Source organism: Streptomyces rugosispiralis, from assembly GCF_024505145.1.
Classification (GTDB): domain Bacteria; phylum Actinomycetota; class Actinomycetes; order Streptomycetales; family Streptomycetaceae; genus Streptomyces; species Streptomyces rugosispiralis.
In genome coordinates this window covers 65,113-77,537 of the sequence record NZ_JANIAA010000026.1, presented here as the reverse complement: position 1 = coordinate 77,537, position 12,425 = coordinate 65,113, and the positions used below count along the sequence as shown (strand labels likewise).

Annotated in this window: 13 protein-coding genes; 4 read left to right on the top strand and 9 right to left on the bottom strand. The window is 70.5% G+C overall.

Annotation, left to right across the window (positions count from 1 at the left end):
• Nucleotides 1–69: 69 nt before the first annotated feature.
• The 3 genes from NP777_RS30530 to NP777_RS30520 all read right to left on the bottom strand — a co-directional run bounded on the left by NP777_RS30530 (nucleotide 70) and on the right by NP777_RS30520 (nucleotide 2,627).
• Entirely contained in the window at nucleotides 70–723 is a 654-nt protein-coding gene (locus tag NP777_RS30530) for a bifunctional 4-hydroxy-2-oxoglutarate aldolase/2-dehydro-3-deoxy-phosphogluconate aldolase (RefSeq protein ID WP_256653397.1), read from the bottom strand.
• A gap of 245 nt (nucleotides 724–968) precedes the next feature.
• Nucleotides 969–1,937, bottom strand: coding sequence for a sugar kinase (locus tag NP777_RS30525; protein ID WP_256653396.1), 969 nt, complete (start codon nucleotides 1,935–1,937; stop codon nucleotides 969–971).
• 261 nt (nucleotides 1,938–2,198) lie between these two features.
• The gene (locus NP777_RS30520) at nucleotides 2,199–2,627 is read right to left on the bottom strand and encodes a ribonuclease (RefSeq protein WP_256653395.1); all 429 of its coding nucleotides are present in this window, start codon (nucleotides 2,625–2,627) and stop codon (nucleotides 2,199–2,201) included.
• 168 nt (nucleotides 2,628–2,795) lie between these two features.
• On the opposite strand from NP777_RS30520, the gene NP777_RS30515 reads away from it, so the two are divergent.
• The gene (locus NP777_RS30515) at nucleotides 2,796–3,473 is read left to right on the top strand and encodes a helix-turn-helix domain-containing protein (RefSeq protein WP_256653394.1); all 678 of its coding nucleotides are present in this window, start codon (nucleotides 2,796–2,798) and stop codon (nucleotides 3,471–3,473) included.
• Nucleotides 3,474–3,487: 14 nt separating this feature from the next.
• Entirely contained in the window at nucleotides 3,488–3,676 is a 189-nt protein-coding gene (locus NP777_RS30510; RefSeq protein ID WP_256653393.1) for a DUF6126 family protein, read from the top strand.
• Between the two features lie 35 nt (nucleotides 3,677–3,711).
• Here the strand turns inward: NP777_RS30510 and NP777_RS30505 are convergent, their stop codons facing one another.
• Nucleotides 3,712–4,542 (bottom strand): AIM24 family protein, encoded by an 831-nt coding sequence (locus NP777_RS30505; protein ID WP_256653392.1) that lies wholly within the window; start codon nucleotides 4,540–4,542, stop codon nucleotides 3,712–3,714.
• A gap of 284 nt (nucleotides 4,543–4,826) precedes the next feature.
• Here NP777_RS30505 and NP777_RS30500 point away from each other — a divergent pair, with 284 nt between their 5' ends.
• Entirely contained in the window at nucleotides 4,827–5,684 is an 858-nt protein-coding gene (locus NP777_RS30500) for an SCO6745 family protein (RefSeq protein ID WP_256653391.1), read from the top strand.
• A gap of 173 nt (nucleotides 5,685–5,857) precedes the next feature.
• Nucleotides 5,858–6,334, top strand: coding sequence for a zinc-binding dehydrogenase (locus NP777_RS48590; protein ID WP_391858605.1), 477 nt, complete (start codon nucleotides 5,858–5,860; stop codon nucleotides 6,332–6,334).
• Here the strand turns inward: NP777_RS48590 and NP777_RS30490 are convergent.
• From NP777_RS30490 to NP777_RS30470, 5 genes are all read right to left on the bottom strand, one after another.
• Nucleotides 6,250–7,215, bottom strand: a complete 966-nt coding sequence (locus NP777_RS30490) for an amidohydrolase family protein (RefSeq protein ID WP_256653390.1) — start codon at nucleotides 7,213–7,215, stop codon at nucleotides 6,250–6,252. The two genes, NP777_RS48590 and NP777_RS30490, sit on opposite strands and share 85 nt — an antisense overlap.
• 661 nt (nucleotides 7,216–7,876) lie before the next feature.
• Complete coding sequence (locus tag NP777_RS30485) at nucleotides 7,877–9,388, bottom strand: aldehyde dehydrogenase family protein (RefSeq protein ID WP_256653389.1); 1,512 nt, start codon at nucleotides 9,386–9,388, stop codon at nucleotides 7,877–7,879.
• Between the two features lie 77 nt (nucleotides 9,389–9,465).
• Nucleotides 9,466–10,281 (bottom strand): BKACE family enzyme, encoded by an 816-nt coding sequence (locus NP777_RS30480; RefSeq protein WP_256653388.1) that lies wholly within the window; start codon nucleotides 10,279–10,281, stop codon nucleotides 9,466–9,468.
• Nucleotides 10,278–11,333, bottom strand: coding sequence for an amidohydrolase family protein (locus NP777_RS30475; RefSeq protein ID WP_256653387.1), 1,056 nt, complete (start codon nucleotides 11,331–11,333; stop codon nucleotides 10,278–10,280). The genes NP777_RS30480 and NP777_RS30475 overlap by 4 nt, the downstream gene beginning before the upstream one ends.
• A 97-nt stretch (nucleotides 11,334–11,430) precedes the next feature.
• Nucleotides 11,431–12,375 carry a LysR family transcriptional regulator gene (locus NP777_RS30470; protein WP_256653386.1) on the bottom strand — a complete coding sequence of 315 codons (945 nt, stop codon included), beginning with the start codon at nucleotides 12,373–12,375 and terminating at the stop codon, nucleotides 11,431–11,433.
• Between the last annotated feature and the right edge of the window lie 50 nt (nucleotides 12,376–12,425).

Below are 12,425 nucleotides of genomic sequence, written 5' to 3'. Positions count from 1 at the left end.
GACTGGACCGGACGGGACCGGACGGGACCGGATGCGATGCGCGGGATGGGACCGACGGGCCCCGCCGTGTCAGTACAGCTCGTGCCCCGAGTCCAGCGGGGGCGCCACATCCGCGAGCCGGGCCAGCAGTTCGGCGGCGCGCTTGCCCACGGTGTCCCGGTCGCCCTCGGACAGTGCCGAGCCCATTCCGCACGCGACCGCCCCGGCCGCGATCCAGTCCGGGGCCTCGGCCAGGGTCACGCCACCCGTGGGCACCACGGCGGCCTGCGGCAGCGCGGCCCGTACGTCGCTGACCCATCTGGGCCCGTAGGCGGAGGCGGGGAAGAGCTTCAGGGCGTCCGCGCCCAACTCCATCGCGTGCACCGCCTCGGTGGGCGTGGCCACGCCGGGGAAGACCGGCAGACCGTAGCGGTGGCCGGTGCGGATGACGTCGGGGTCCAGGCTCGGCGAGACGAGGAAGCGGGCGCCCGCGTCCACCGCCATCCGGGCCGAGGCGCCATCGAGCACCGTGCCCGCGCCGATCACCGCGTCATCGCCGACCTCCCGGATCAGGGTGGTGACCGCCTCCAGGGCGAAGGGCGTGGTCAGCGAGATCTCCAGGCTGGTGATACCGGCGGAGAGCAGGCTGTCCGCCGTGGCGTGGGCGTGGTCGTAGCTGTCGCTACGAACGATGGCGAGCACGCGCTGCGCGAGCGCGGCCCGGGTGATCTCCCAGCGGTACACGGCGGTCGCCGCCTTCCTCTCCCAGGTGCTGCTGGCGATGCCGCCCCGGATTGCCTCCGGGATATGCGGCGGTTTCGGTGTGCGGTGGACGATACGCGGTGCTGTGCTCGCTTGATGAATCGGTATCCGGGTTGTCCGTCTTACCGGTGCTGCTCCGTATCACCGGTGCTGCTCTGCGTTGTTGTGTTGTGGTGTGCGCGGCCTCCGGGCTTTCCGGGCGGGCCGCCGCGGGTGCCGCGGGCGGTTCAGCGATACACCGTGTCCCCGCCCTTGGACAGCTCGGCGAGCGCCCGGTCCCGCGCGGCGGCGGTGGGCAGCCCGTCCGTATCGGTGGCGGCCTGGACGACCAGGGCGGCCACGCACGCCGCCTCGGCGAGCGCCTGGTCCTCGTGCAGCCCGCGCAGCCGCGCCGACAGATAGCCGGCCGCGAAGCCGTCACCGGCGCCGATCGGGTCGACGACCGGCACCGAGTGGGGCGACTGGTCCCAGCAGCCGTCCGCGGTGAGGACGGTCGAGGAGTGGTCGGCGCGCTTGATGACGACCTCGTCGGCCCCGCCCCGCAGCAGCTCCCGCGCGGCCTCGTCGGCGGGTTGGGCGGTGAGCAGCTCCAACTCCTCCTCCCCCGCGAGGACGATGTCGGCGTCGCGCAGCAACGGGCCCGCCGTCTGGGCCCATTGCGCCGCGCCACCCAGCTTGTGCCGTACGTTCGGATCGAAGGACACCTTGGCCCCGGCCGCACGGGCCAGCTCCACCAGGCGGCGGCTCGCGGCCGCCGCGGTCGGCGAGAGCATCGGCGTGATCCCGGACAGATGCAGCAGTCGGGTGCCTTCGAGTGCCTCGGGGCGTATCTGCTCGGGCGTCAGCCGGGAGGCGGCCGAGCCCATGCGGTAGTACTGCACATCGATGGCGCGGTACGCGTGGCTGTCCCGCATCAACAGCCCGGTGGGGGCGTGGTCGTCCACGATCGCGTGAGCGACATCCACGCAGTCGGCGCGCAGTTCGCGCAGCACCGCCTCCCCCGCCGGATCGGCGCCGACCCGGCCGAGCCAGCGCACACCGTGGCCGAGCCGAGCGAGGCCCACGGCCACATTGGATTCGGCTCCCGCCACCGACCTGCGGAAATGCACGGCCCGGTCCAGCGGAACCCCGGGCTCGGCGAGCAGGAGGAGCATGGCCTCCCCGCACGTGACCACTTCCGGACCCTTCGCCACCATGCCTCCCCGCACGTCCGCTGCTACCGAGACGGTATCGGGAAGCAACGACATTGGCCCGCGCGGGGTTCCCGGGGCCCGCGGCCGACACGGGCGGCGGGCGCGGCCGACACGGGCGGCGGATGCGGCCGACACGGGCGGCGGCGGGCGCCGAGAGGACGGGGCGAGGCGGGGCGGGGCGGACGGACACAGCACTGCGGCCGCCGCCCCACGGTGGGGGCAGCGGCCGCGGTCGCGGGGGGTGGCGGTCTTCGGTGGGCCGCGTCAGCAGCCGCGGTCCACCAGGTCGAACGAGGCGTAGTGGTCCGCGGTGTAGTAGTCCTCGTCCGTCTGCTTGCCGGTGACGATGCGCCGGGCGCCACGGTCGTCGGAGCCCGGGGTGATCACGGTGTACTCGTGGTAGTAGCCGGAGGACTGGGACGGAAGGACGCCTTCACGGTTCTGGAAGACGGTGCCGTCCTGCGGGAACGGGAAGGGACCGCCCTTCTCGATCAGGTCCAGGGTGTCATGGGCCTGGGAGGGCAGATCCGAGTAGCAAATGTCGCCAACGGCGGCGATGACCTGCGACGACGCAACGGTCTGCGATGCCGGCGGGGTGACGGCGGTGGCGGCGGTGGCCGCGCCGCCGATGAGCAGCGTCGAGACGAGGGCGCCGAGGGCACCGATGCGGGCGATCCGTGGGGGGATTGTCATAGACATAGCATGACGCGCGTAGACGCTGTCGTGTCAATGCCAAGTGACCGCCGTTCTCCGGGAGTTCACAGGAACTGCGCGAAGCGTCAGAGGAGGTAACGAAAGCGTAACCTTTGCCTCTGAGGCAAACTTTTTGCCTCAGAGGTCAAGGCTGGCTATACCAGACCCATGAACCCGCTCCCCCACGGGCCCGCCGAGTGGCCCACGGGCGGTCCGGCCGACGGTACCCCCGGCGGACCGTCCGCCGAGCTGCCCACCGTCGCTCCCCGCCTGCGTGACCTGCGGCGGCGCAGCGGTCTGACGCTCGAGGCCGCCGCCCATCGCGTCGGGCTCTCCCCCGCGCATCTCTCCCGGCTGGAGACCGGCCGCCGCCAGCCCTCGCTGCCGATGCTGCTGGCCCTGGCCCGTACGTACGGAACCACGGTATCCGACCTGCTGGGCGAGGTGCCCGCGGAACGGGACCCGGTCGTACGGGCCGACCGCATGGCGGCACAGGAGGCGGGCGGCTGGACCTACTGGCAGGCCGGCGGCTCCGGCCGGGCCATGCAGGCGCTGCGGCTGCACGTGCCGGAGCGCTCCGCCGCCCAGGAGGACCTGGTGCGGGTCCACCCCGGCGAGGAGTGGCTCTACGTCCTGGGCGGCCGGCTGCGGCTGACGCTCGGCGAGACCGTGCACGCCCTCTCCGCGGGCGACGCGGCCCACTTCGACTCGCTCACCCCGCACCGCATCGCCGCCGCCTCGCCCGGCGGCGTGGATCTGCTCTTCGTCCACACGCTGCTGCAGAGCGGCGCGGCCGAGCTGTGCCTCGGCGACGCCGCTCACCGAGGAAGGCCCGGTGCCCCATGAAGGACGGGAACGACTTGAGTGCGACCGATGCGACAGATGCGACCGATGCCCCGATGAACCCCGCGACACCGGCCCGGACCGGCCCGAACGAGGAGGACCGGGCGCCGATGACCTTCACGGTGCGGGTCTTCATCTACCTCGTGGGCGTCCACTTCATCGCCGCTTTTCTCTTCTTCCTCTTCTATGTGGCGGGCGCGAAGTAGCCCCCCCGCCGGAGCCCGGAACTCCGGGCCGCCGATCACCCCGCGTGGGTGGAGAACATCCCGCCCGTCGGCCCCTGCTTGTCGCCGCCCTGTGCCTTCTTCAGGGCGTTCGCCAGGCCCTCGATGGTGAGCGACTGGAGGATCACCCGGCCATCGCCCTCCAGCGTGGCCAGCGACAGCCCCTCACCGCCGAAGACCGCGTTCATCAGCCCCTGGCGGTTGAGCCCGCCGATGCGCTCCACGCCGTACTGGATGCCTTCCTCGAAGGCCACGATGCAGCCCGTGTCAACCTCGATCCGGCCGCCGAAATCGGCCGGATTGAGATCGATGAAGTTGCCCGCGCCACAGATGATCACGGTGCCGTGCCCGGTGAACTTCTCGAGGATGAACCCCTCACCGCCGCTGCGCCCGGTCTTCCCGCCCTGGAAGGCGATGCCGAACTCCACGGTGGACTCGGCCGCCACGAAGGCGTCCTTCTCCGCGAACCACGCCCGCCTCCCGTCCAGCTCCAGCGCCCGCATCTCACCGGGCAGCACCCCGGCGAAGCCGACGGTGCCCTCGCCGCCGGTGGCGGTGAAGTACTGGAACGCCAGCGACTCCCCCGCCAGTGCCCGCTGCCCCACCTGCATGGCGGTGCCCATGGCCTGGCGCAGCATCCCGCCCATGCCACCGCCCGAGCCGCTTCCGCCATTGCCCCCGGCGGCCTGACCGCCGCCCCCGCCGGGCCCGGACAGCCGGGTCTCCATCGTCACGTTCGACGTCTTGAACAGGAACTTTCCGGCCTCGCAGTAGACGGTCTGCCCCGGGTGGAGGGTGCAGACCGCCATCTGCATGGCGTTGCCGACGATCTCTTGCCGCAGGGTCACAGCCGCTCTCCTCGAGGGTCGCGTCAGGTGGTGCAGGTAGTGCCAGGTAGTGCCAGGTAGTGCCAGGTAGTGCCATAACCAGACATCCGGGCCAACGTACGACCCGGCCCACCCGGTTCCGTGAGCTTGGCACAATGCCGGTCGTGGCCCGGCCCCGGGTCGGCGCCGAAGGTCGGTCCTGAAGCTCGGCCCAGAAGCTCGCCCCTGAAGCCGGTCCAGAAGCTCGCCCCTGAAGCCGGTCCAGAAGCTCGGCCCTGAAGCTCGGTCCAGAAGGGAGCATGGCGATGAACACCAGCGCCGCGACGACCGCCCGCACGATGTGGGCCCTCTACGAGCCGATCCACGCGGTCGGGTACTTCGCCCCGGAGGCCCGAGCCGCGTACGAGGACGCCGGGCTCCGCGGCTTCTGGCGCGGCTACTTCGCCGGCCGTGCCGCGCCCCTCGGACCGGTCGGGCCGGAGCCCGTCGTGGCGTCCTTCTTCACCTTCGCCCCCGCGATGGTGGCCCGCGCCCTGCCCGACATCTGGTCCCTGACCGCCCCCGAGCGCGCCCTGGAGCTCCGCCGCGCGGGCGCCGCGGCCGCCCTCACCCGGCTGCTCGCCGGGCACGAGCGCGAGGTGGAGCGCGCCGCCGAGGCCCTGGTCCCCCGCGCGGCGGGCCTGGACGGCTCCGGCCGGGTACTGGCCGCCGCGAACGGCGCACTGGACTTTCCCGACAAACCGGTCGAACGGCTATGGCACGCGGCGACCCTGCTGCGCGAGCATCGCGGCGACGGCCATGTCGCGGCCCTCGTCGCCGCCGGTCTCGACGGCTGTGAAGCCCTCGTCCTCCGTTCCGCCGTGGACATCCCCCGCGCCGAACTCCAGCCCCACCGGGGCTGGACCGACCAGGAGTGGGACGCCGCCGCCCAGCGCCTGACCGACCGCGGCCTGCTCACCCCGGACGGAGCCGCGACGGAGCCCGGACACGAACTCCTCCGCACGGCCGAGACCGCCACGGACCGGGCGGCGGAACGCCCCTGGCGCCCCCTGCCCCTCGAGCAGGTGACGACCCTGGTCCAGCTCCTCACCCCCCTGACCACCGCCTGCGCCACCGCCCTCCGCTTCCCCAACCCGATCGGGCTCCCGAAGCCGACGGGGTGAGCGGTCATGCCGGGGGACGGCACCCCGCGCGTTCCGGGCGAGGTGTCCGGCGACCTGGGCGAGCCATGACGTGACGGTATCTCCGCTCACGAACGACCAGCTCGCGACGTTGCCGACCGCGTACGGCACGGCGCTGGGCATGATCGAGCGAGGCCGCATACTTCGACCTCCTCATGAAGTTGGCCCGTCGGGCCGAGGTCCAGCCCGTCATCGCCGCGACCTTCCCACTGAACCAGGCCGCTCAAGCGCAGGAAGAACTCTCCCGCAGGGGGCACGTGGGAAAGATCGTCATTGCACCCCTGAGCTCCATCCGACGGATCACGGGCGGAGCCATGAGCGGACCGCCCCTGCTCGCCGACACCTGCGAGATGTGCGGGTCGCACGACGGTGTCGAAGTGCACCACAATTCGGCACCTCAAAGACCTGACCGTCCGGGGGCAGGCCCTCAAGCCCGCCTGGGCCCAGATGATGGCCGCCCGCCGTCGGACCTGTTCACAGGCGCCTTTCAGAGCCGGCACTGCGGCGGCCGGCAGTGCATGGGCTCGGGTCTCCAAGGCAGCGATCTTCAGGCCGTCGTGACCTGTCGGCCGACTCGGGCTGCGGCTCGCGGGAACAAAGGCAGCGCATTGCGGCCGATGGCTTCGAGTTGATCACGGGGTAGCCCGGTGAAGTCCGCCACGGCGTGCCGGTTGCTTTCCAGCGTGTGCTCCGTGCTGCAAGGAACGCCGGAGTCCGAGCCGTACACGATGTGCTCGGGTGATGTCATGGCCAGGGCTGGTGCGAGGGTGTGGATGGTGCCGGTGGCGGCGGTGTCCAGATACAGCCGGGCGAGGTGGTCCCGTATCTCGCTCTGGGTGAGTCCGTTCGTGTTCGGCACCCATGCCTCGGTGCCCAGCAGATGCAGGCGGCCGGACAAGGCAGGCAGCGCACCGCCGCAGTGCGCAACGATCAGCCGCATGTTCGGGAACCTGCGGAAGATGCCCGCGTAGAGCATGTCGATGACCGTACGGGCGGTTTCGAAGGCGACTTCCAGCAAGGGGCTGGGCCGCCCCATGGACGCCGGGGCGTAGGCGTCCGGGTGGGCGAACACGGTCGAACCTCGGCGATCGAGTTCGGCCCAGACCGGTTCCAGACTTGCATCGCCCAGGTAGACCCCGTTGTAGTGGCAGGTCACCGCGAACCCGTCCGCGTGCAGTTCACTGGAGGCCCGCTCGATTTCGGCAAGGGCGACGGCAGGGGCGTCGGTGGGCAGGGCCGCGAGCAGACCGAACCTCGCCGGATGGTCCGCCACGACCGACGCTCCGTAGTCGTTGGACGCCCGAAGGGCGTCCGGAGTCTTGGGGATGTTGCTCAACAACTGCATCGCGACACCCGCGCGATCCATGTAGTCCAGCGTCCCGTCGACCGTCCATTGGTAGGGCTCCGGCGCAAGGAACCGCGCTTCACGCATCGCATGCCAGCGCGCTTCGCGTTCCTCGGGCGTGGTGGGTGGGGTGAAATGGGCGTGCACGTCGATCACATCAGGAATCATCACGGTTAGCTCCTTACTTCCACAGGGTCGACATACGTCAGGGGCCTTCCGTGGAACGGCTCGGCGTGGACGGGAAGGTGGCGGGCTCGACAGGTCCGGCCGGGGGGCGGGGACGCGGTTGGCGAGCAGGGTGAGCGCTGGGCGCATGCGACGAGAGCGCCGCGGTCACGAAGTACAGGCCGCTGTCGTAGTTGCCGCTGCCGTCGCGCAAACGGTGCCGAGAGCGGAGAGCAGGGCGACGGCGACGGCGGCCACGTAGACGACGGAGGCGAGCAGCCCGGTCTGCACCAGGCTGAGGTAGGTGTGGTAGCGGGTGGCGAACCGGCGATGATGAGGGGCAGGAAGGCGGTCAGGGCCGCGAATCCCACCCAGAGCAGTCCGACGGCCACCGCGAAGGTGAGCAGCCGTGCGTCGCGGAGGCGTTCGGAGCCGGCGGAGAAGATGCCGGTGGCGAAGCCGAAGGCGGCGCCGCTCAGCCCGAGGTCGGTGTTCATGGTCAGGGCGGCGGTACCCATGTTGACGCGGTCCAGGAAGGCAGCCGTGTACATGAGCAGCACGAGGGGCACGAGGCGCCAGGTGACCTTGCGCAGGGCGCGCCGGTGCACTGCCTCTACGGTGGCCGATGCGTCCTCTACGGTGGCCGATGCGTCTGCTCTCTCCGTCATTGCTCTCCCCCGGCCGGAGAGGTGTCGAAGACTTCGGTGGACGGACTCCAGCGGGCCACCTCGCTCAGCCCGGAGGGCAGGCGCAGGCTCTTGCTGTAGCCGAACTCGTGGAGTGTCTCCAGGGCGTGCTCACGGCCGTAGCCACTGTGGCCGACGCCGCCGAAGGGCGTTCCGGTGAATGCACGGTTGTAGTTGTTGACGAAGACCATCCCGGCGGTGATCCTGCGGCTGACGCGCAGGGCGCGCTCGGAGTCGCGGGTGAAGACGCCGGCGACGAGTCCGAAGTCGGTGGCGTTGGCGATGCTGACCGCTTCGTCCTCGTCGTCGAAGGGGATGAGGGCCACGACCGGGCCGAAGATCTCTTCGCTGGCGATGCGCATGTCGCGCGTTACGTCCGCGAACAGGGTGGGACGCACGTAGTAGCCGCCGGCGAGTGCCGGGTCGGTGGGCAGGTCGGCCTGGGCGGCGAGCGTGGCGCCTTCGGCGATCCCGAGGTCGATGTAGTCCTGGACGCGCCTGCGCTGGGCCTCGGTCACCAGCGGACCCACGTGGGTGGAGTGGTCGGCACCGTTGCCGACGCGCAGCCGGGTCACGGCTTGGGCGAGGCGCCGGGCGACCTCGTCGTAGATGCTGCGCTGCACCAGCACGCGGGAGGCCGCGGTGCAGGCTTCGCCCTGGTTGAAGTAGCCGCCTTCGACGGCCCAGCACACGGCGGAGTCGAGGTCGGCGTCCTCGAAGATGACGAAGGGGTTCTTTCCGCCGAGCTCCATCAGGGTCGGGGTGAGGTTGTCGGCGGCCGTCTTCAGCACGGCGGAGCCGGTGGCGGGGGCGCCGGTGAAGGAGATCTTGCCCACGAGCTCGTGGCCCGCCAGGTGGGCACCGACCTTGCCCAGACCGGGAAGGATGTGGATGACGTCGTCCGGGAGGACCGACCGGGCGATCTCCATCACGCGCATCACCGACAGCGGGGCCTGCTCCGGAGGCTTGATGACGACGGCGTTGCCCGCCGCGAGGGCGGGGGCGAGCTTGCCGGCGGTGTGCAGTGGTGGCCAGTTGAACGGCACGATGGCCGCGATGACGCCGTACGGCTCCAGGGTGGTGATGTCGAGCGTGGCGCCCGCGTCACGCACTTGGTTGGGCATCACTTCGCACAGGCTTGCGAAGAGTTCGAAGATGGCGATGCATGCCTCGAGGTCGAAGCCACGGGCCTGGGTGAACGGCTTGCCGTTGTCGCTGGACTCCAGCGCGGCGATCTCGTCCGCGTGCTCACGGACGGCCAGGGCCACCTTGTTCAACCAGCGGCCCCGCTCGCGGGGGGTCCGCGCCTTCCAGGCGAAGTGGGCGTCGTAGGCCGTGGTGACGGCCTGACCGACCTCCTTCTCACCGGCTCCCTGGATGGTGACGATCGGGCTGCCGGTCGCGGGGTTGTCGACGGTGAAGCGGTCTGCCTCGTCGTCGGACGACCACCGGGTGCGGAGGATTTCCGCCGGGTCGAAAGCGGTTGACATGTCGGTCTCTTTCATTCGGGTCCATTCGGATTCGGGTCCATTCGGATCCATTCGGAGTTACGTGCAGCCGCGGAGGTTCACGGCTGCGTGGCAAGGAGGGCCTCGCGGGCCCGGCCGATGCCGGCGACGGGCCGGTCCAGGGCCTGGGCCAGGCGTACGGCCCGCTGGACCAAGGGCCGGTTGTCCGGGGCCAGTTCGCCTTTGCGCAGATGGAGGGTGTCCTCCAGGCCCGCGCGGGCGTTGCCACCCAGGGCCAGGCCGATTCCGGTGAGTGACAGGTTGTGTCGGCCGATGGCGATGACCTGCCAGATGGCGTCCTCGGGCAGGCGCTGGGCCAGCAGGGCCAGGTTGGCGGGGGTGGCGGCCATGCCTCCGCGGACGCCGAGGACGATGCTGAACTGAAGGCGTCCGGTGAGCAGTCCCTTGTCGCGCAGTCGCAGACAGGCATCCAGGTGGCCGGTGTCGTAGATCTCCAGTTCCGGCTTGACACCCAGTTCCTGCATGCGGCCGGCGAGGCGCTCCACTCCGGCGGGCGGATTGCGGAACTCCCCGGCGCCGAAGGACATGCTGCACGGATTGAGGGTGGCCATCTCCGGGCGCAGCTCGACCAGGCCGGCACGTTCCTCGAACGGAACGCTCAGGCCGACGCCGGTGGACAGCTGGATGAGGATCGGGCAGCGTTCCCGGATGAGTTCCATGGTCCGGCGGGCGACGGACAGATCCGCGGTGGGCCGGTCCTGATCGTCGCGCAGGTGGATATGGGCGACCGAGGCACCGTCCTCGTAGGCCCGCTCAACGGCTTCGGCGATCTCCTCGGGTTGGGTGGGCAGCGCCGGGTGGTCGGCCTTGGTGGCGATGGGGCCGGTCGGTGCGACGGTGATGACGGCGCTCACGACGTGCTCCTTTCCGCGGCCGACCGGGGTATCAGGTCCAGCTCGGCGGCGTTGGCGGAGGCGATCCGCGTGGTCTGGTGCGCACTCAACCGGGCGGCGTGCAGGCGGTCGAGGGGATCGGTCACGCCCATGTCGAAGGGGTAGTCCGAGCCCAGCAGCACCCGCTCCGCACCCACCGCGGCCACCAGGTTGCGCAGGTCCTGGGCGGCGTAGACGAGGGAGTCGAACCACAGGCGCTCCAGATAGGCGCTGGGCCGCTGAGCGCAGGAGCGGGCTTCGGCGCGATGCAGCCACGCGTGGTCGGCGCGGCCCAGGACGGTCGGCAGATAGCCGCCGCCGTGGGCCGCGATCAACCGCAGACGTGGAAAGCGGTCCAGGACTCCGCCGAAGATCAGATGGGTCAGGGCCACCGCGTGTTCGACGGGCTGTCCCACGGAGTTGGACAGGTACCAGCGGTTGAGGCGTTCGTCCAGGGTGCACCCCCACGGGTGCAGGAAGACGACCGCCCCGAGTTCTTCCGCCCGCCGCCACAGCGGGTCCAGACGCGGGTCCGACAACTCCACGGAGGCGCGCGTATGCGCGTCCCAGGCGTGGGACGGTATCTGGATGCCGCGCAGGCCGCAGACGAGAACGGCGTGCTCCAGGCACTCCACGGCCGGCTCCGGGTGCTGCAGCGGCACCGCGCCCAGACCGACCAGCCGCTCCGGCTCCTGTGCGCAGTGCCGTGCGACACCTTCGTTGGTGGTCTGCGCAACCTCCACGGCCAGTGCGGCCGGGGTCCAGGTGTGGTACTGGGTCGGCACCACGGACACGACCTGAACGCCGATTCCGGAGGTGTCCATCACAGCCAGCCGCTCGCCGACATCGGTGAGCCGCGGCCGGCGCTCGGCGAAGGCCTTTTCACTCACCGCGGCGGACTCCAGGCCGGACCGCAACAATTCCAGATCCGTGAAAGCGAGGAATCCGGGATGGCTTTCCACGAGGTCGTGAACTTCGGGAAGCCATACGTGGGCGTGCACATCCGTTGCGGACGTGCGGCTCGTATTGACCATCAAACGGGCCTCTCACATCGGTAACGACACGAAAGAGCCTGGACCGCCCAGCAGCCCAAAGGAAGCCCGTTCTTCCGATGGAGGATATAGATGCGCTCTATTCCGGGTTCATGAGCTCTCGCGCAATGTCACGCAACGTGTCGCGCAGCCACCTGTGTCCGCTGTCGCTGTCATACATCGGGTGCCACCAGAAGGCCTCGATCAGCGGTACGGCATCGAAAGGACATTCCAGTACCCGCACCCGCAAAGCGTCGGCAAGGGGTGCCACAAGTCGCTCCTGGACCAACGCGATGCCCTGAGTGGCGCACACCAGTTGGGGCATGGCCAGGAAGGAGTCGGCGATTCCGCACACACGCGGTGTGACGCCGAGCAATTCCATCTGGCGCCACGCCGGCGCGCGGCCCAAGGGGTCGTGGAACGTCGTCACCCAGGGCAGCGCGTTCAGGTCCTCCATGGTCAGCTCTTCCCCGACCAGCGGATTGCCGGCCGCGACCACGCACATCCAGCGGTCGCGATGCAGGTCGATCTGCCGGGGCAGATCGATGTAGCCGTGAGGCATGAGCACCCCGTCGAGAGTGCGGTAGAAGTCAGGGTTGCGGCTGAGTGCTTCGGGTGTGACCGGCTCGAAGCGTACGCAGGCACGCGGAGCCTGCTCCTGCAGGCGTGCCACCAGCGCCGCGCCGACCACGCTGATGCCGTAGTCGGAGGAAACGACGGTGAACACCCGGTCGGAGGTGGCGGGGTCGAACTCGGACTGGGCCGCGAAGACCCGCTCGACGGCGGACACGGCCACGGCCACCAGCGGACGCAGTTGCTCGGCGAACGGCGTGAGCTGGTAGTGGTTGCCGACCCGTGTCAGCAGTTCGTCGGAGAAGTGCCGGCGCAGCCGGGCCAGCGCCGCGGACAGCGTGGGCTGGGTACGGCCGAGCCGCTGTGCGGCGCCGGTGACGGAACGCTCACTCAGCAGGGCGTACAGGGCGTGAATGTGACCGATGTCCAGACCATGCAGGTATGCGGCCCCTGCCGGATCCTTCGCCTCCATGAGGACCTTCTATCGTGCCGGAGGTTGGGGTGGTGTCGGCGGGCCGCTGT

Coding starts and splice junctions, on each gene's coding strand:
- NP777_RS48590 (WP_391858605.1), top strand. CDS start 5,858: ATGAAGTTGGCCCGTCGGGCCGAGGTCCAGCCCGTCATCGCCGCGACC.
- NP777_RS30500 (WP_256653391.1), top strand. CDS start 4,827: ATGAACACCAGCGCCGCGACGACCGCCCGCACGATGTGGGCCCTCTAC.
- NP777_RS30525 (WP_256653396.1), bottom strand. CDS start 1,937: ATGGTGGCGAAGGGTCCGGAAGTGGTCACGTGCGGGGAGGCCATGCTC.
- NP777_RS30490 (WP_256653390.1), bottom strand. CDS start 7,215: ATGATTCCTGATGTGATCGACGTGCACGCCCATTTCACCCCACCCACC.
- NP777_RS30485 (WP_256653389.1), bottom strand. CDS start 9,388: ATGTCAACCGCTTTCGACCCGGCGGAAATCCTCCGCACCCGGTGGTCG.
- NP777_RS30520 (WP_256653395.1), bottom strand. CDS start 2,627: ATGACAATCCCCCCACGGATCGCCCGCATCGGTGCCCTCGGCGCCCTC.
- NP777_RS30470 (WP_256653386.1), bottom strand. CDS start 12,375: ATGGAGGCGAAGGATCCGGCAGGGGCCGCATACCTGCATGGTCTGGAC.
- NP777_RS30475 (WP_256653387.1), bottom strand. CDS start 11,333: ATGGTCAATACGAGCCGCACGTCCGCAACGGATGTGCACGCCCACGTA.
- NP777_RS30515 (WP_256653394.1), top strand. CDS start 2,796: ATGAACCCGCTCCCCCACGGGCCCGCCGAGTGGCCCACGGGCGGTCCG.